This is a genomic window from Arthrobacter sp. BGA-UO-ETr-C19 (assembly GCF_059568005.1).
Genome location: NZ_JCAQPC010000018.1, coordinates 24,121 through 42,884 on the forward strand (window position 1 = coordinate 24,121; position 18,764 = coordinate 42,884).

The 18,764-nt window shown below is 61.9% G+C and carries 13 protein-coding genes; 11 read left to right on the plus strand and 2 right to left on the minus strand.

Annotated features, from left to right (window positions below):
- Positions 1-131 precede the first annotated feature (131 nt).
- The 5 genes from AC57BR_RS10130 to AC57BR_RS10150 all read left to right on the plus strand — a co-directional run bounded on the left by AC57BR_RS10130 (position 132) and on the right by AC57BR_RS10150 (position 6,467).
- Positions 132-1,535 carry an MmgE/PrpD family protein gene (locus AC57BR_RS10130; RefSeq protein ID WP_496360109.1) on the plus strand — a complete coding sequence of 468 codons (1,404 nt, stop codon included), beginning with the start codon at positions 132-134 and terminating at the stop codon, positions 1,533-1,535.
- 78 nt (positions 1,536-1,613) lie between these two features.
- The gene (locus AC57BR_RS10135; RefSeq protein WP_496360111.1) at positions 1,614-2,966 is read left to right on the plus strand and encodes an MFS transporter; all 1,353 of its coding nucleotides are present in this window, start codon (positions 1,614-1,616) and stop codon (positions 2,964-2,966) included.
- Positions 2,967-3,056: 90 nt separating this feature from the next.
- A complete protein-coding gene (locus AC57BR_RS10140) occupies positions 3,057-4,529 on the plus strand; it encodes an aldehyde dehydrogenase (RefSeq protein WP_496360113.1) in 1,473 nt (490 codons plus the stop codon).
- Between the two features lie 116 nt (positions 4,530-4,645).
- Positions 4,646-5,659 (plus strand): zinc-dependent alcohol dehydrogenase family protein, encoded by a 1,014-nt coding sequence (locus AC57BR_RS10145; protein ID WP_496360115.1) that lies wholly within the window; start codon positions 4,646-4,648, stop codon positions 5,657-5,659.
- A 40-nt stretch (positions 5,660-5,699) separates the two neighbouring features.
- Positions 5,700-6,467, plus strand: a complete 768-nt coding sequence (locus AC57BR_RS10150) for an IclR family transcriptional regulator (protein WP_496360117.1) — start codon at positions 5,700-5,702, stop codon at positions 6,465-6,467.
- Here AC57BR_RS10150 and AC57BR_RS10155 read toward each other — a convergent pair.
- Both AC57BR_RS10155 and AC57BR_RS10160 read right to left on the minus strand, forming a co-directional pair.
- Positions 6,441-7,832, minus strand: coding sequence for an MFS transporter (locus AC57BR_RS10155; protein WP_496360119.1), 1,392 nt, complete (start codon positions 7,830-7,832; stop codon positions 6,441-6,443). The genes AC57BR_RS10150 and AC57BR_RS10155 overlap by 27 nt on opposite strands.
- Before the next feature lie 39 nt (positions 7,833-7,871).
- Positions 7,872-10,028, minus strand: coding sequence for an amylo-alpha-1,6-glucosidase (locus AC57BR_RS10160; RefSeq protein WP_496360122.1), 2,157 nt, complete (start codon positions 10,026-10,028; stop codon positions 7,872-7,874).
- Positions 10,029-10,277: 249 nt separating this feature from the next.
- On the opposite strand from AC57BR_RS10160, the gene AC57BR_RS10165 reads away from it, so the two are divergent.
- The 6 genes from AC57BR_RS10165 (at position 10,278) to AC57BR_RS10190 (ending at position 18,746) form a co-directional block, all read left to right on the plus strand.
- Positions 10,278-11,060, plus strand: coding sequence for an IclR family transcriptional regulator (locus AC57BR_RS10165; protein WP_496360124.1), 783 nt, complete (start codon positions 10,278-10,280; stop codon positions 11,058-11,060).
- Between the two features lie 453 nt (positions 11,061-11,513).
- A complete protein-coding gene (locus AC57BR_RS10170; RefSeq protein WP_496360126.1) occupies positions 11,514-12,269 on the plus strand; it encodes an SDR family NAD(P)-dependent oxidoreductase in 756 nt (251 codons plus the stop codon).
- A gap of 189 nt (positions 12,270-12,458) precedes the next feature.
- Positions 12,459-13,841, plus strand: a complete 1,383-nt coding sequence (locus AC57BR_RS10175; RefSeq protein WP_496360128.1) for an MmgE/PrpD family protein — start codon at positions 12,459-12,461, stop codon at positions 13,839-13,841.
- A 232-nt stretch (positions 13,842-14,073) separates the two neighbouring features.
- Complete coding sequence (locus AC57BR_RS10180; RefSeq protein ID WP_496360130.1) at positions 14,074-15,474, plus strand: MFS transporter; 1,401 nt, start codon at positions 14,074-14,076, stop codon at positions 15,472-15,474.
- A gap of 539 nt (positions 15,475-16,013) precedes the next feature.
- Positions 16,014-17,417 (plus strand): MFS transporter, encoded by a 1,404-nt coding sequence (locus AC57BR_RS10185; protein ID WP_496360132.1) that lies wholly within the window; start codon positions 16,014-16,016, stop codon positions 17,415-17,417.
- A gap of 300 nt (positions 17,418-17,717) precedes the next feature.
- Entirely contained in the window at positions 17,718-18,746 is a 1,029-nt protein-coding gene (locus tag AC57BR_RS10190) for a zinc-dependent alcohol dehydrogenase family protein (protein ID WP_496360134.1), read from the plus strand.
- The last annotated feature ends 18 nt before the right edge of the window (positions 18,747-18,764 follow it).

Below are 18,764 nucleotides of genomic sequence, written 5' to 3' on the forward strand. Positions count from 1 at the left end.
GCTGCCAGTCTTCCGCATCACTTCATTCTATTGACTAAGTCCCAAAAGGCGAGATATTGTCGATCTTGTTCTGGAACCAAGTTCCAAAAATCTACGCAATCTGCGGTGAGCAAGCAAAGGCAGTACGAGGCATGACCGAAAGAATGTCGATCCCCGGGCGCGACATCGTGCATGATCTGGCAGAGTTTGCAGTGGGCGCGGATTACAAGCGCTTGCCGAAGGACGCCGTTGAGGGCGCGAAAAAGAGCATTCTAGATACCATCGGTGTGATCTTGGCAGCCAGCGGACTCGAGCCGGCTATGTCTCCGATCATCGATCTCGTGAGAGAGTCAGGCGGTCGCGCCGAATCCTCAGTGTTGGGCTTCGGAGGTAAAGTCCCGGCGCTCATGGCGGCGTTTGCCAACGGTGCGATGGCGCACTGCCTTGATTTCGACGACCAGACGCCGTGGGGCCAGCACGCTGGCAGCAGCATCATCCCGGCAGTGTTCGCGGTCGCGGAGCGGCACGGCGGCGTCTCCGGCGAAGACCTCATCGCAGGCGTCGCCGTGGGGCAAGACATCTTCGCCCGGTTCCGTCGGAACATCGACTGGCGCAAGGACTGGAACCTCTCGACCACCATGGGCGTGTTCGCCGCGACGGCTGCAGCCTCCCGGGTCATCGGCCTTCCCGCCGAACGCATTGTGAACGCCCTGAGCATCGCAAGCATGCAGTCCTCCGGTGTCAACGAAACTGTCTTCTCAACAGGCAGTGACCTGCACGGGACATACGCGGGATTCTCTGCCAAAGGCGCCGTGCTCGCCACGCTTCTCGCGCAGAAGGGCACCACGGGGGTATCGACCCTGTTCGAAGGCGAGCACGGCGTCTTCAACACCTACTTTGGTGGGCGATACGACCGCGAAAACCTCCTGAAGGATCTGGGCGACGTCTACCTCGGTGGCACAACGCTCTACAAGTTCTGGCCGTCCGTGGGCACGTCCCACGGTCACATCCACGCAACGACTCAGATCCTGGCGGAACAGTCGCTGACCGTAGGTGACATCAGCGAGATCCGCGTATACGTAGGAGATCATCACGAGCTGATGTGCCGCCCGCTCACCCGCCGGCGTGCACCAGCCTCAGCCGTCGATGCGAAGTTCAGCCTTCCCTTCCTGGTCGCCGTCGCTGCCGTACGCGGAACCATCGTCGTCTCCGACTTCAACGAGGAGACACGACAAGACCCGGAAGTGCTCGCCGCCGCACAGAAGGTCGTCCCCATCCCTGATCCAAGCCTGGACTGGGAGTACGACATGCTTCCCGGCCGGGTCGAGATCCTCACCCACGACGGACGAAGCTTCACCAAGGTGGGAGACGGACTGCCCGGAAGCCCGGCGGCACCCATGACCTGGGACCAGGTGGCACAAAAGTTCAGCGACTGCGCTACCGCGTCCGCCGTCCCACTCTCCGCGGAGCAGATCCATGAAGCTCAGGAATTCACACACACTTTGGAGTCGCAGAACGACGCCACAAGGCTTGTAAGGATCCTCACCGGGATCTGAGCACCTGCCGCAGGTCCCATATTCCGCTGCGCAGCAATACAAGTAATCCCTTCCAAGCACTCAACGAGGAGAAATGCTTTGAAAACAACCAAGACCAATGTTCGCCCCTTCCAGAGACTCATGGGCGGTGCCATTGGCAACGTCGTCGAGACCTTTGACTGGTCAGTGTACGCACTGACCGCACCCGCACTGGCAGCCCACTTCTTTCCTAAGGGCGATCCGGCAGCCGCTCTACTGGGCACGTTCGCCGTCTTTGCGGCGGCGTTCTTCGCGCGCCCCCTTGGTGGCCTGATCTTCGGTATCCTTGGCGACCGCCTCGGCCGATTGCGCATTCTCACCCTGACGGTCCTGATGATGGGTGGTGGCACGCTGGTGACCGGCCTGCTCCCCGCCTACGAGGCGATCGGCATCGCCGCCCCGATCCTCCTGGCGACCTGCCGCATCATTCAAGGCCTGTCGATGGGCGGTGAATCCTCCGGCGGCTACACCTACGTCATTGAATCCGCCCCCGCTAGCAAGCGAGGGCTGTGGATCGGCATAGTTATGTTCGCCATCTACGTGCCCCACACTTTCCTGTCCCTCACGATCGTTGGTATTCAGGGCGCAATGGGAGATGCCTACATGGACTGGGGATGGCGCGTCCCCTTCGTCTTCGGCGGCGTACTCGCGGTAGTCGGCTTCTGGCTCAGGAAGAACCTCGATGACCCTGAGGAATTCGAAGCCGCCACTGTCAAGAAGGTCACGATCAAGGACACTTTCCGCGGACTCGCCGAATCCTGGAAGTCGATCGGCCGCATTCTTCTCCTGCAGGCCCCGCAGGCAGCAGTCGCCTACCTGATTGTGGGATACATGTACACGTTCGTTGTGACGCAGGGTGGCCTCAGGCAGATTGACGCCCAATGGACCAGCGGAGCGGCAGTCCTGCTTCTCGCCTGCCTCGGCCCGGTCTTCGGTAGCCTCAGCGACCGTGTCGGACGCAAGCCCGTGATTTGGGCAGGTTTCATCTGGCTAACAGTGACTGCTTATCCAGCGTTCGCCCTCGCCTCCAACGGCACTGTGGTCGGCGCCCTCCTCGGCCAGTGCATTCTGGCCACCGGCAGCGCACTCATCACCTCGGCGTACTTCGTCGTCGCAGTCGAAATCTTCCCGACCCGCGTAAGGTATGCCGGGCATGGTCTGGCCTTCAACCTTGCAGCAGCCGTCTTTGGCGGTACGACCCCGCTTGTCGCCACAGCCCTTGTCGATCAATTCGACACCCCAGTCGCCCCTGCTTTCTACGCAATCGGAGTCGCCCTGACCCTGGGCGTAGCAGGATTGCTGCTGACACCGGAAACACGCCACGTCAGCCTACGCCACTCGCTGCTCGGCGACGATAGCAGTGCCGCTGAGGAGGCCGATGCTGCAAAGTCACCGGACATGACGCCGCGATAGGCGCTTAGACATGCAATGTTCGTTGCCCAAGACCACGTACACCCCCAGACACCACCCACCAGAGTCGCGTACAATCCGGAGGCGTTTTGAATGACCACTAAGTTGATGACAACCCACGATTCGGTCTTTATCGGCGGCGACTGGGTTGCTCCAACAACCGCTGACCGCATCGAGGTGATCTCACCGTGGAGCGAAGACGTCATTGCCACTGTGCCGTCCGGTTCCCGTGAGGACGTTGACCGTGCGGTGGCCGCCGCGCGGCGGGCACTGGACGCGGGACGCTGGCCCTCGATGTCCCCTGAAGAGCGGCTGGCGATCCTGAAGCGGTTCCGCGAACTCCTCCTCGAGCGCAGTGAGGAGCTCGCCCAGCTTATTACCGCCGAGATGGGCTGCCCCATCACGCAGTCCCGCAACATCCAGGTCGTCAATCCCGTTGGCATCCTGGATGCGTACCTGGAGACAGCGGAAACGTACCCCTTCCGCACGGTCCGCCGCTCTGCCAATGGCCAGGCTCTCGTCGCGCGTGAGCCGATCGGCGTGGTGGCGGCTGTGGTTCCGTGGAACGTGCCCGCCTCATTGACGGCACAGAAGATCGTCCCGGCGTTGCTCGCCGGCTGCACTGTGGTGCTCAAGCCGGCACCAGAGACTCCGCTGGACGCCTACTTTATGGCTCAGCTCCTTTCGGAGGCCGGCGTGCCGCCAGGGGTTGTGAACGTGGTGCCGGCAGGCCGAGAGGTCAGCGAGTACCTGGTGTCGCACCCGGGTGTGAACAAGGTGACCTTTACCGGTTCGAGCGTTGCCGGTCGGCGGATCGCTGAGATCTGCGCACAGGACCTGCGACGTGTGACGTTGGAGCTGGGTGGCAAGTCGGCCGCCGTCATCCTTGAGGACGCCGACCTTGACTTCGCCGTGTCTGCGCTCCGGGTGGGGTCCTTCCGGAACAACGGTCAGGTCTGCAGTCTGAAGACCCGGCTCCTGGTGCCCTCGAAGCTCGAGGGGGAGTTCCTCGACCGCCTCAACGCGATGATCGACACGATGCCGATCGGTGACCCTCGTGACGAGGCCACTCAGATCGGCCCCCTCGTGAGCGCCCGTCAGCGTGAGCGGGTTGAGGGCTACATCGCCTCCGGAATCTCCGAAGGCGCCCGGCTCGTGCGAGGCGGCGGGCGGCCTTCCGGCCTGGAGAAGGGCTGGTTCGTCGAGCCAACGGTGTTCACCGGGGTCGACCCCGACGCCACGATCGCCCAGGAGGAGATCTTCGGGCCCGTGGTGTCGGTCATCCCCTACCGAACTGAGGACGAAGCGATCGCCATCGCCAACAACTCCAGCTACGGCCTCAACGGATCGGTCTTCACAACGGACATCGAGCGCGGATTGCGAGTAGCCGGCCGGATGGAGACGGGGACGGTCGAGCTGAACGCCAATCCCGCAGGATTCCGCGCCCCGATGGGCGGCGTTAAGCTCAGCGGACTCGGCCGCGAGTTCGGCCCCGAAGGCATCGACGCCTACGTCGAACTGAAATCCATCGGAATCCCGAAGGAAATCGCCGATTCACTCCAGTAAGCGGCTGGTCCTGTCCCCGGCGTCGACCAGGATGCCGCCTGGAGCCGAAACAGCCGCCCGCCGACCGGGTGAACCACTGACCATGCTCACTTATCTGTTACATCAAGGAGAATCCGATGCAAGGAGTTCTTTTCAAGGGCGACCGCGAACTCGAGTTGCGGGAGTTTCCGGACCCAACACCCGGTCCGGAAGAGGTTGTCGTCGAAGTCCGCGCCTCTGGCATGTGCGGTTCTGATCTGCACGAATATAGAAAGCCGCAGGGCCAGACCCCGAAAGCCATCGCAGGTCACGAACCCGCCGGCGTCGTCGTGGCCGTCGGCGATCTGGTGCCGGCATCGTGGATCGGACGCTCCGTGATGATCCACCACTACATAGGTTGTGGGCGATGCGACCAGTGCCGGACGGGATGGACCCATCTGTGCCGTGAGGAGCACCGCGCGCTCGGATACGCGGTGAACGGGGGCCACGCCAACTACATCAAGGTTCCGTTCTCGATCGTTATGCCCTTGCCTGACGGACTGTCGTTCGAGGCGGCTGCCGCCATCAGCTGCGGGACAGGAACCGCGTGGGGGGCACTGGAAATGATCAACCTGCGAGGTGTCGACACCATCGCCATCTTCGGGCAAGGGCCCGTCGGTCTCTCCGCGACCCAGTTGGCCACCGCGCTTGGCGCCAGGGTCATCGCCCTCGATATCGAGCCGCACCGGCTGGAACGCGCGCGCGAGTTCGGCGCTGCTGAGGTCATCAATCCGCTCGAGGTTGACTCCGTACGCGACGCGGTATTCGACCTCACCGGCGGCCGCGGCGTGACGAAGAGCCTTGAAACCTCGGGGGCGCCGATCGCTACCAACCAGGCGCTGCAGGTGCTCGGCCTCTGGAGCACCGTGTGCTGGATCGGACGCGGAGCCCCGCTCCAGGTCGACATGACAGAACAACTCTCGAAGCAAGTAACGGCCAAAACCTCCTGGACACTCTCCACGGAACAAATGGGGCGCTTGGCGGACTTCGTCCTCGATCGCGGCGTCGACGTCGACGCACTCTTCACCGACCGCTGGAAACTCAGCCAGGCAGTGGAAGCCTACGAGTGGTTCGACCGCCAGAGTAGCGGCAAGGGCGTTATCGTTCCCTGAACGCACCGTAATGTGCACTCAATCGGGCAGCCTGGCCCGGATGCTTCACATCCTGATGCTCTTCAACGAAGCGCGGCCCGTTTGGTCGGCGGCGGCCCAAATTGAGGCTCTGGAGACGTCACGAGCGACGGGATACCGCTACATCAAGACACTGCACGACGCCGGATTGCTCACCACCGTCCGTAACGGCTACTACAGTCTCGGCCCGCGGATCATTGAGATGGACCTCCAGATCCGTTTGGCAGACCCACTGCTGCTGGCCAGCCAGGGCGTCCTCGAGGAGCTGGTGGACAAGGTGGGGCACTCAGCGCTCCTGCTCACCACATGTCACGATGTGTCCGTCCTGTGCGTTGGGGAGTGCCGCACCCCGCTTAGCCCGGTTAACCGTTGGAGCCGTGGCCAGCGACTTCCCTTGTTTCAGGGAGCCGGGTCAAAGGTGATTTTGGCCCATCTCCCCCATCACCGCCTGAAAGCCATCTACGCCCGCCACGCCATGGAGATTGAGAACGCCGGGCTGGGCAGCACGTGGAGCGGTTTCCGCAAGGCCCTGGGCGGGATCAAAAGAGACGGCTATCTCTTGACTACAGGCGAGTTCACCCCGGGCGTCCAAGGCGTAGCAGCACCAATCTTTAGCCATCAGAAAGCCGTCTTGGGCAGCGTCGGGGCCGCATGGGACGAGAAAGTCGGCAGCGACATTGACCTCCAGCATGCGGTACTGGCCGTCAAGCAGGCGGCCAGTACTGTGTCGGATCGCCTCCAGGCTGTGCGTAGCCCTTCTGTATTACCTACTGATCTCCCCGGTGCCTAGACGGCATCCGACTCCTCCCGCTGCCGGCGGCTCCCGTTTCGTTTGTTTCGGCGATGCGTCGGCGGCCAGGCGCGTGTGCGATGGGCTGTTTGCCGCGAGGGCACGGTTTCTTTGGAAGAACCACAGGGTGAGGGCAAAGACCATGACCACTGCGGAGCAATTCATGATTGCCGGCCACTGCCCGATGTGCCAAAGCGTCGCGGCCATAGTCGAACCGATGGCCCCGCCGATGAAGTTGCTGACAATGTGGGCAGTGTTGAGACGGCTGCGCGCGGCAGGGTTTATCGAGACCATCATCGTCTGAAGGAGCACCAGCACGGACTGGGCGCCAACTGACAGCAACGAGATTGCGATAAATACGGCGACGATGGATGAACTGCCGAATCCAGCAATGGCGATTGCGGATAACGTGATGACCAAGCCGATGCCGATGGCGGGGACGGCCCACCCGCGGTCATACACTTTTCCGGTGTACTGGGCGCCGATGACTCCCAAAACTCCGAGCAGGCTCACGAGGCCAATGTGTGACGCCGGAAGGGAGAACGGAGGTGCCGCCAGCAGCAAGGTAAGGCCGGTCCAGAAGGCAGTGAAAACGCACATCAGGGACGCGCCGAAGAGTGGGATGATCTTTCCCCGTCGATGCCGGAGAGCAACGTGAACGACCGAGGCGAGGAGCCGGCCGTAGGGTATTCGTTTTCTGGGCGTGAGGGCAGGAATTGCGCGCCACATGATGACGGCGAGGACAAGGATCGTCCCTGATGCGAGAGCGTAAATCATGCGCCATCCGAAGGCGTCCGCCACGATGCCGCTGATCGTCCGGGACAACAGGATGCCGGTCAATAGCCCGGATGCCACTGTGCCGAGCACGCGGCCGCGTTGTTCATCAGTGGCAAGATCCCCGGCGAGTGGCAGCAGCATTTGTCCGGCCACGTTGGTGAAGCCGACCAAGGCAAGAGTGCTCAGCAGAAGGGCGAAGTTGGGCGCCAGGACACAGCCCGCCAGGGAAATGGAGCAGCAGACCATGATCGCCGGGATCAGGCGCTTCCTGTTGAAGGTGTCGCCGAGCGGCACGACGAAGAACACCCCCAGCGCGTAACCGATCTGAGTGAGTGTGACGAGCAGTCCGGCGGTACCGGGCACGACACCGAGCTGTGCAGCGATGTCGCCCAGCAGCGGTTGCGCCCAGTACAGGTTTCCGACGCCGGCTCCGCCGACGAAAGCGAAAAGAAGAGTTAAGCCCAGGCTGATCCCAGGAGTTCGGGTGGGAGCGTGTTGGCGGGTGACCATCAAGGTGGCCCCTTTCAAGGCAAAATAGGCGTGTAAGTCTCTCCTGCACAGCCATCTGGCACTGACGGCATGAATCAATAATATCCCAAACTGCGGGATTTTGAGGTATACATGTGACTAGTGTCCCTCACGGCCCTTTGCCCGTTCCGCCAGCTCCGTAGCCCGTGGACGAATCCCCTGGTGGAACTGCATGCCGGGGGGCATCCCTGTCACCTTCGCGTGTGAGCCGGAGATGTCGATGGTGATCCTGCCGTTCGCCATGGGCGCATTGGTGATATGGAGGTCGCCGTAGGACTCGGGGAACGCTGGATCCATCCAAAGGCCCCCGCGGGCGACATCCGCGTAGTAGCCCATCAGGGTCTTGATCAGCATGATCGGAGTCGTGGCGGCCCAGGCTTGGGGGGAGCACGCCGTGGGATATGGGACGGGTTCGTCGAAGTGCTCCCGGCTAAAGCCGCAGAACAACTCCGGCAGCCGGCCATCGGAGTACTCAGCTGCCTCCAGGAGCGCCGTGGAGATCCGCTGCACATGCTCTTTGAATCCGTGGCGCAGGAGTCCGGCTGCAATGATGGCGTTGTCGTGGGGCCACACTGACCCGTTGTGATAGCTGACGGGGTTGTAGGCCTCCATGTCGCTGGCCAGGGTTCTTATGCCCCAGCCGCTGAACATTTCCTTGGACATGAGCCTTTCGGCCACCAGGGGTGCCTTATCGTCATCGACGATGCCGAACAGCAGGCAGTGCCCCATATTGGAAGCGCAGGCATCGACCGGTCGCTTCTTTCCGTCCAGCGCTATGGCGTAATATCCCCGTTCCGGTAACCAGAACGACTCGTTGAATTGGGCCTTCAACTTCTCGGCGAGGTTTCTGTACTCGGCGGCCAAGGCGAAGTCACCTGCGTCGTACGCCAGCCAGGACCGGGCCAAATAGGCGCCATAGACATATGCCTGCACCTCGCACAGTGCGATTGGCGGCTCTGCCAGCCTCCCGTCCGCGAAGTTGATGCCGTCCCAGGAATCCTTCCAGCCCTGGTTTATTAGCCCGCGGTCGTTGAGACGGGCATATTCGACGAAACCGTCGCCGTCCCTGTCGCCATAGTTACGGATCCAACTCAACGCCCGGTCCACGTGGGGCAGCAGTGCGGAGATGGATTCGGGGGCAAACCCCCACCGACTGACTTCCCCGAAGAGGGCCACGAATAATGGGGTGGCATCCACGCTGCCGTAGTAGGCGGATTTACCGCCCAGGGCCAGGCCACTGGAGACGCCGAACCGGACCTCGTGCAGGATCTTGCCGGGCTCCTCCTCGCTCCTGGCGTCGACAGCACTGCCCTGGTGGTCGGCCAGCGTTTGGAGCGTGCCGAAGGCAAGCGACGGATCGACGGGGAGTGCCATGAGGGACGCCCACAGAGAATCCCTGCCGAACAGTGTCATGAACCAGGGCGCTCCCGCAGCCACCACGATGCGTTCCGGGTGGGCAGGATCCTCAATGCGGAGCGATCCCAGGTCGTCATAGCTGCGGCGGAGTGTCCGTTCGATAGAGTGGTTCCCCATTTGCAATACCGGAATTCTGGCCACCCACTCCTGCCGGCGCAGGTCGCGGGGAGTTACCTGGTCCTCGTCGGGACGAACGAACTGCCCACTCGAACCCGCCTCTTCTCCGATGGGTACAACGCTCAGACTGGCGCTCCATACCCCGTGCGGCGGAACGACGGTATGGTACGTGAGCCCGTCGGGGGACGCCTCAGCACCGGATCCCGAGACGACGACGGCCTTCCGGATGTCCTGCCACGTGGCCCGGATCGTTAGCCCGGTGCTGTCCGGCTCGCGGGACTGGTTCCAGTGCCGCTGGAATCTGGCCTCCTTCACCTCGAAGAGATCGGCAAAGTCCGCCTCAACCCGCACGGAAACAACACACTGGGCGGGAATGGACGAGTAGTTCCGGACAGTGATCCGTTCCAAAATCCCCACTCCCACCTCGCGAAGACGTTCAACGATGAGCGGGGTATCGGGGCGTCCGTCCGAGCTGTGCACGCGGCCGGCAAACACGGCGCGGTACGGTTCCTTCAACTTCGCGGTCAACGGCTCCACGGGTTCGCCATTCACTGTCAGATTCAAGCCCGACACGATGCGCGTATCTTCATGGAAGACCCCATGCGGAAGTCCCGGATGGATGTCGCCGTTTCGGGACGAGATGCAGAAGGACGACCCCTCCACCAAGGTGACGGACCCCGGTTCCAGCGGCCCGGCAGCAGTATCAGCGTTCCATCCAGACATCGCGGCTCCTTTGATGGATTGTTTCAACAGCGCTGTATAACCGGCCTTGCAGGGTGGCGACTGGCGCGTTTCCTGCTGTGCACGGCCATTGCCTGCGGACTTGACGCTACGCCTGGGTGAGTGGCGAGGCCAGAGCCGGAGGGGGAAGTGTGCTTGACCAAGGTACGGAGAAGACGATAAGTTTCATATATAAAACTAGCTGAGTTTGCGCCGTGCACTAATGGTGCTGGGAGAGAAGCGGGGCTCATATTGGACACCGAGACAAGTGATAGCAAGTACCGGGCGCCGGCCCTCTCAAAGGGACTGGACATCCTGGAGCTTCTCTCGTCGGCCGATGACGGCCTCAGCCAATCTGAGATCGGCAAGAAACTCGGTCGAACCACTTCGGAAATTTTCCGCGTCCTCATGGTGCTGCGCGAGCGGGGCTACGTGGACCTTGATGAGGCCGAGCGATACCACTTGACCACTCGATTGTTTGAAGTCGCCCATCGCCATCCAATCATCAGGCGCCTGACCGCCATTGCCGGCGATGAGATGCAAAAGCTTGCGAACCGCATCAGCCAAAGCATCCACCTCTGCATCCTCAACTCCGGAAAGCTGCTGGTCATCGCCCAGGTCGACTGCCCGGACACCAACGTCAACACAGTTCGCCTCGGCTCACAGATCCCCATCGACGACTCTGCTTCGGGCAGGGTTCTGGCTGCTTTCATGGGAGAAGACGAACTCTCCAACCTGCTGTCGCTCGCCGGCAATGAAACCAGTTCCAGACGCGCCCGGTTCCTCGCCGACCTGCCCGAGGTGCGCAAAGCCGGCTACTGCCAAGGAAAGTCACTCACCATTGAAGGGGTCACCAACATCTCGGCCCCCGTCTTCGACTTCACTGGCAAGGCCATCGCTGCGGTGACCACTCCCTACATCCACCGCCTGACGGGTACCGACAATATGCCGGCGGACGAGGCTCGCGAGCTGCTCGTCCAGACCTGCAAAGAATTGTCCCGCCGCATGGGCGCCGGAGCCATGAGCGGCAGCTAGTCCGAAACCCCGCGAGGCCCTTGTGCTCGCGGGGTAAAGCTCGTTCAGTTCCCAGTTATCCTCCTTCCACACTGCCGGCCCTGCCAGGGCCGAAAGTGCTAGCACCCGGCTGCCTCCCAGGAGCACCTTCAGCAAGCTTTCTCCATTACGAATCCTGAACTCGAAGGCCCGTCCGGACGGGCTGCATGACGCCATCACTGCGGCATTCACCGCCCCAAGAGCGCCTTTGTGTGAACAACCTGAGAGCCAGCGCCTCACATCAGCCACGCAGGCACTCGAAGATCTGCGCATCCACCTCCCCCATACCCCGGGCTCCTACGCATCTTCATGGAGCAGCACTATTGACGACGCCTCTCATATATGGAACTCTGTTTTAAATACAAAACAGCAACGCTCTGCGTCTGCCGAAGTCGGCCGAAAAGCAGAAGCGTCGCAGACACAAGAGGAGTCTCGATGAAGCGATTCGAAGGGCGCACTGTCGTTGTGACGGGCGCCGGCAGCGGAATTGGCGCGGCCACTGTCAAGAGGTTGCTCGATGAGGGCGCGACCGTGGTCGCCGTCGACGTCACACAAGCCGGCGTGGACTCGGCCTTGGCCGGCGCCACCGATTCCGCCCGCGTCCACGGTGCAGTGCTGGACGTCCGCGACCACGATGCGGCCATGGCGCTCCTCGCCGACATGCGCAAAATGCACCGCGGCCTCAACGGCCTGGTCAACTGCGCCGGAATCACCGGCGAGGGAACCATTCTCGATTCCGATCCGGAAAAGCACCGCCGGATCATGGCGGTAAACCTGGACGGAACAATCAACATGTGCCAGGCGTTCGTGTGTGCGGTGAAAGACGATGCCGTGCCTCGTGCGATCGTCAACATCTCTTCGGGCGCTGGCCTGCTGGGCGTGCCCAACAGGCTGTCGTACGTTGCCTCAAAGTTTGGGATTTCCGGCATCACGAAATCAATGTCGCCCGAACTCGGTCCCCTCGGGATCAGGGTCAACGCGGTGGCTCCAGGCATGACCAGGACACCCCTGATCGAGTACATGATGGAGGATCCTGCCGCTGTCGCCCGTATAAATGCAAAGCATCCGATCGGACGGATCGGTGATCCGGAAGAAATTGCCGCGGTTATCGTCTTTCTCCTGACCGACGATGCGAGCTTCATGACGGGTTCGGTCGTTTCTGTGGATGGCGGCCAGACGGCCTGCCTCTGACCTTCGGCTCAAACTTTGTTCGGCAACGGTGCAACCACGGGACCGAACCACTCTCCATCCACCCGACCCCACCGGCCCACATCCGGCCTACGCCCTAGGTCCAACAAACCCTAAAAGACCGTTTCGCTGAATACTCCAATCCGCAGCGACGGGGCATGAAATCTTCTGAGAAACTGAGAAAGACACGTTATGGCAAACAACCTCGATCTGTCCCACGACTTGGCAAAATTTGCGGCGAATACGCGGTTTTCCGACCTTCCTCCGAAAGCGGTCGAGGCCGCCAAAAAGAGCCTCCTGGACACCATCGGCGTCATGCTCGGGGCGAGCGGCATGGAGCCGGCTGTGAGGCCCATCATCGATCTCGTCACGGATGCTGGCGGCAAGGAAGAAGCGCGGATCCTCGGCTTTGGCGGCCGGGTACCGGCCGCCGCGGCTGCCTTCGCCAACGGCACACTGGCTCATGCCCTCGATTACGACAGCCAGACGCCTTGGGGCGCTCACCCGGACAGCTCCCTCGTCCCCGCTCTCCTGGCCTTGGCTGAACGCAAAGGCGACGTAACAGGCAAGGAACTGATCACAGCCGTGGCAATCGGCCAGGAATTGTTCATCCGCCTGCGCTGCAACGTGGGTTGGCACATGGACTGGAACTTGTCATCGGTGGTTGGCGTGTATTCTGGCGCCGCCGCCTGCGGATCCCTCCTGGGCCTGAACGCGGAGCAGATCGCACACGCTATGGGCATCGCCAGCCTGAATGCGGGCGGCACAATGCAACAGATCTTTGGCATCGACAGCGATCTGCGCGGACTCTACGCCGGATTCATCGCCCAAAGCTGCGTGAACGCCGCTCTCCTGGCCCAGAAGGGCATGCTCGGAATGGAGAACCTGTTCGAGGGCGAAGCCGGTGTGTTCAAGGTCTACTTCAACGGGGAGTACAACCGCGAGAAGATGCTCGAGAACCTCGGGTCAGAATATCTCTCGGCCGGGATGACCTATAAGTACTGGCCAGCGGTAGGTAACGCCCACACCTACATCCACGCTGCCATCGAACTGATACGCGAACATCCACTCAAGATCGAAGACATTGAGTGCGTGCGCGTCTACGTCGGAGACTTCGCTGAGCGCATGAGCCAACCGCTGAAGGAACGAAAAGCGCCCCAAACGATGATGGACGCAAAGTTCTCCTTGCCATTCACGGTCGCCCTGGCGCTCGTCAAAGGCAGCATGACCATCTCAGACTTCTCCACCGATGCCCTCAAGGACCAGCAAGTCCTGGCACTGGCCGATAAGGTCGAGCCTGTGTTCGACGCGGGCTTCAACTGGGACCTGAAATTACCCGCAGGCAAAGTCGAGGTGACCATGAATGACGGCCGCGGCATCGAACGGCTAGGAATCGAGGTGCCCGGCACGTCCGAGCGCCACATGACCTGGGAAGAACTCCGGCAGAAGTTCAAGGATTGCGCGGAGGCATCGATTCAACCGGTGCCCCTTGAGAGTATTAACAAAGTACAAAACCTGGTTGCCGCCCTGGAGACCTGCGGGGAGATCACCCCTGTCTTAGAACTGCTCTCCTGAAGATCGGCACCAACACCAGCGAGGCTTATGGAAAGCCACATGCGATCGCGACCCACAGGTCGCAGGCGATCATAGCGATGCCAGGTCCGCTCTTCCGACGGATCAACGAACCACCCCAATGGCCGCCAGGACGATCCCTACTCTTGGCCATGAACCCATCAAGGACGTCAATGGACGTCGGCAGTCTTACTGAATCAGCCCTACGGGGCGCACCCTACAAGGAGGTAGCAGAGTGGCTACAAATTCTGTACCGGCCAAAACGGCCGTTGACCGGAATGCGGTCATCAGGAAGGTTAGACGGACAATCCTGCCTGTCGCCTTCCTGCTCTATGCATTCAACTACATGGACCGCTCCTCCATCAGCTATGCCCAACTGACCATGGGCAAGGAACTTGGCATCGACGTCGCCACCTACGGCGCCATTGCCGCCATCTTCTTCATCGCGTACGTGGTGCTTGAAGTGCCCAGCAACATGATCCTCGCCAAGGTCGGTGCCCGCCTCTGGCTGGCACGCATTGCCATTACCTGGGGCTTGGTCACCATTGGTACCGGCTTCGTGTACAACGTGACCCAGCTCTACATCGCCCGCATCCTCTTGGGCATCGCCGAAGCCGGGCTCTTCCCCGGACTCATCCTCTTCCTCACCTACTGGTTCCTCAACCATGACCGCGGCCGCGCCATCGGCGCCATGGCACTGGCCATGCCCGTCGCCCTCATCGTCGGAAGCCTCAGCGGTGGCTTTATCCTCGATCACGCGAACTGGTTCGGACTCAGCTCCTGGCGCTGGATCTTCATCCTTCAGGGCCTGCCGCCGGTCCTCCTCGGCATCTGGCTCCTCCTGACGCTCGCTGACCGGCCGAGCAAGGCGAAGTGGCTCAAGGCTGACGAAAAAGAATGGCTGGAGGGCGCGATCGCCGATGAATACGCGGCCATGCCCGAAGAAAAGCACGACCACGCGAGCGAGCTGCGCGCCTTGCGGAACCCGAAGATCCTCTATCTGGGCCTGATCAACGCCCTTGCCGGTGTCGCAACGTACGGCATGACCTTCTTCCTCCCCCAGGTAGTCTCCCAACTCAACCCGTCCTACTCCCCCACCAACATCGGTATCTTCGGTGCCATCCCGTACGTTTGCGGTGCCATCGTGATGCTGCTGCTCGTCCGCTACGCCGACATCACCGGACGACGGAAGTTCATCGTCCTGGCCTGCTTCGCCACCGCCATCATCGGTCTGATCATGACCGCCGTGTTCCGCGGCTCCCCACTGCTGGGCATGATCGGTCTCATCCTGCTCGCCTGCGGCGTGATCGGAAACATCCCGACATACTGGGCTTTGATCAGTGAGGTACTGACCAAACGGCAGGCCGTCGTCGGAATCGCCGTCATCAACGCCCTGGCATCCGCCGGCGGATTCTTCGGACCCTTCCTCATCGGCAAGCTCGCCACACCCGGCGACACCATCGTTGGAATGACCGTCCCGATGGTGGCACTGGCTCTGGCATTTGTCCTGCTGCTCTTCGTCAAAGTCCCCGCCCGCACCGGGGCTGTGCTCCAGGCGTCGGAAGAACTGCCCCAGCCTGCACCCGGAACAACCTTCAGCGGCGACATGGGCCGGCCAGCAGCCAAGCAGCCCTAGCTTCCTCTCATGGCGTTGGTCCCGCATGTCCTGCATGCGGGACCAACGTTGTCGTTTTAAGGCCATTACGGCCGACGTGCGCAAATCCAGCCTGTGCACGGGACATCGGGCTTGCCGCGCGCAGAGGAGAACCACCAAAAGATATTGACTAAGTCTCACAATGCAGGATATTGTCGAACATGTTCATAAGAACTGTGTGCACCGTCACCGTCACAGCAGGGGTTGGATTCCGGCCCTGCTGTCGCGGCCCGCGGCAATCTATCGTCCTGAGAGTGTCCGGCAGGGCCGAGAGGACCAGTTCACTACACACCGTCGTGTTCGCGCCGTTGCGCACCGAACACCAAACCAAAGGTAGTAAGACGCATGCCTGAACAGTGTCGATCGAATTCATGCGAAGCCTGTACTCCCAGCCCAGCTGACCACGCTCGTACCGCAAGAGTTCTCCCGGAGCGTGCTCTGCTCCCCCTCACCTCCCCGCGCTCCGCCACAGATTCCTGCCAGGCACAGTCCCCGGCTGCACGTCCGAAAGGTGCTGTCCGATGACCACCATGCACGTCAACGCGACCCACAGGCTCGACAGCCTCCCGATCAGCAAATTCCACCGGCGCATGGCGTGGCTGGTTGGCCTCGGGTTGTTCTTCGACTCGTTCGATAACACACTCTCCTCAGCGGTGCTGGCCTCCATGCTGCCCAGCGGGTTCTCCACGCTTGCTTTGAATTCGCTGTTCCTGTCAGCCACATTCGCCGGCCTGGCAACTGGAGCGGCACTTTCCGGCTGGCTCAGCGACCGGATCGGACGAGGCTTCGCGTTCCAGTTCAGCCTTGGCCTGTTCGGAATCCTGGCGCTGGCTGCGGCCTTTGCACCCAACATTGAAGTGCTCATCGGTCTGCGGCTCGTGATGGCCATCGGCATGGGTGCTGAATACGTCATCTGCTACGGCATGATCACCGAATTCTTCCCGCGTTCCCACCGCGGCAAGTACCTGGGACTCCTCGGGGTTTTCGGCGGATTCGGCGTCTCGCTGTCCTCGCTCATCGGCTTCCTGGTCATTCCCGCGTTTTCGTGGCGGGCAATGTTCATCATCGGCGGCGTTGGCGCGCTGATCGCCTGGTGGCTGCGCCGTAATATGCCGGAGTCTCCCCGTTGGCTGGAGTCCCGCGGCCGCTACGAAGAGGCCGAAGCAGCTCTTCAGAAGATCGAAAAGGAGTCGGGCGTTGCCAGCCCGAAGGTCACCCCGGCTCCGGTTGTGGACCAGGCGGCCGGTGCTGCCCATGACAAGGCCAACTACGTGCCCGTCACGGTGCTCTTCTCACGCGGCGTCATCGGGCGGACCATACTGGCCCTGTGCCTGACCGTTATCTGCCTGTTTGGCTCCTACTCCGTGACCGGATGGATGCCCACCTTCTTCGTCAAGCAGGGAATGAACGTTACCTCCTCCCTGGGATTCAACGCCGCGATCATGTCCGGCTACGTCGCCGGTCCGCTCCTGTGCATGCTGCTGGCCGACAAGCTGGGCCGCCGCCGCAGCATCGTCGGTTCCGGCACCCTCGCCGCGATCTTCGCCGGCATCTATCCGTTCATGACCGAACCCGCACTCATCATTACCATCGGCTTCATCCTCGTTGCCATGGCCGCGTCGTTCCTGACCATGTGCCTGGGCACCGTTCCGGAGTTCTTCCCGACCGCCTTCCGCTTCCGCGGCGGTGGCCTTGCCCAGACCGTAGGCCGTGTCTGCCTGATCGCCTCCCCCTTCATCGTCCTCGGGCTGTTCACCAGCTTTGGAATCGTCGGAGTCATCCTGACCGTCTCCGGCCTGTACATCGCCGCTACAGTGATCTTCGCTGCGGCCCGCGTGGACACCTCCACCGAGGCCCTGGCACACATCGCCCCAGCCGGTGACACGGCCGACGCAGATGCCGACGAGCCCAAGGCCCACGCATAACCCCAACGGCGAAGGCGCAAACGCAGCGGCGCCGCTGACGTACGAGACAGCCGGCCACCGGCTGAATATGTACAACCAAGCCTGACGTCCTCGGACCTGACTTACCGGTCCGAGGACGTCAGATCCATCACCCGACAGAACCCTCCACAGTGTGCACCACTGCTGAGGACTTCACCACAAGCCATCGAATGAGCGCCGCTCCCCTCCGTCAGGGAGGGCCCGGTGCAGCAACTCCGATGCAGAATGTACCCGAGGCGTCACCGATGCCATCCATCTCCTGACCATCAAGGAGCAGTAGTCATGAAAGCCGTTGTTTTCCAAGGCGAGGGTGGGCTCGAGATCCGCGACTATCCGGACCCCGTGCCCGGGCCGGACGAAGTCGTAATCCGCATCAAGGCCTCCGGTATGTGCGGAAGCGACCTCCACCATCTCCACGGCCCTGTCCGTACCGGCTCAGAGCTGGTTATCGAGGGCCACGAACCATGCGGGGTCGTGGAGCTTGTCGGCGATGCTGTCGGGCCGAGCGAGGCAAAGGTAGGCGACCGGGTCATGGTCCACCACTACGACGGATGCCGCGCTTGCCAGTACTGCCGTTCCGGCTGGACCCAGTACTGCCCCAACGCACGCATCGTCTACGGCGGACTGAACGGAGACGGCGGGCACGCCGATTTCATGAAGGTCCCCGCACACACCCTCATCAAACTGTCGGACTCACTCTCCTTTAAGACCGGTGCAGCCATCTCATGCGGCACCGGAACGGCCTTCGCCGCGATCAAAAGGGTTGACCTGTCCGCCGACGAGACCGTCGCAGTCTTCGGCCAAGGACCTGTCGGACTGAGCGTCACCCTGCTGGCCAAAGCCTTCGGAGCCAGGGTCATTGCAGTGGACGTGGAGCCTTCACGGCTAGACATGGCGAAGCAGTTCGGCGCCGACCACGTCGTGGACTCCCGCGAACAGGACCCTGTTGAAGCCATCCGCGAGCTGACCCGGCGTGGCGAAGGGGCGGACAAGACCATCGAATGCAGCGCCATCCCTGCCGTGCGCCGCCAGGCGATCCAGGCAGCCCGGCCGTGGGGGACCGCGTGCATGGTCGGAGTCTTCGGCAAGATTGACCTGGACAGCGAAGAGCTCATCCATCTGCACAAGACCGTCCTCGGGTCGCTCACGTTCAGCAAGAACCAGCAGGAAGACTGCGCCCAGTTCGTCGCCGAACGGGGCCTGGACGTGGAGTCCCTGTTCACCGATGAGTTCCGTCTTGCTGAGGCCGAAAAGGCCTATGAGCTGTTCGATCAGCGCAAGATCGGAAAAGGCGTCTTCATCTTCGATTGACGGAATGTCAAAGGTCAC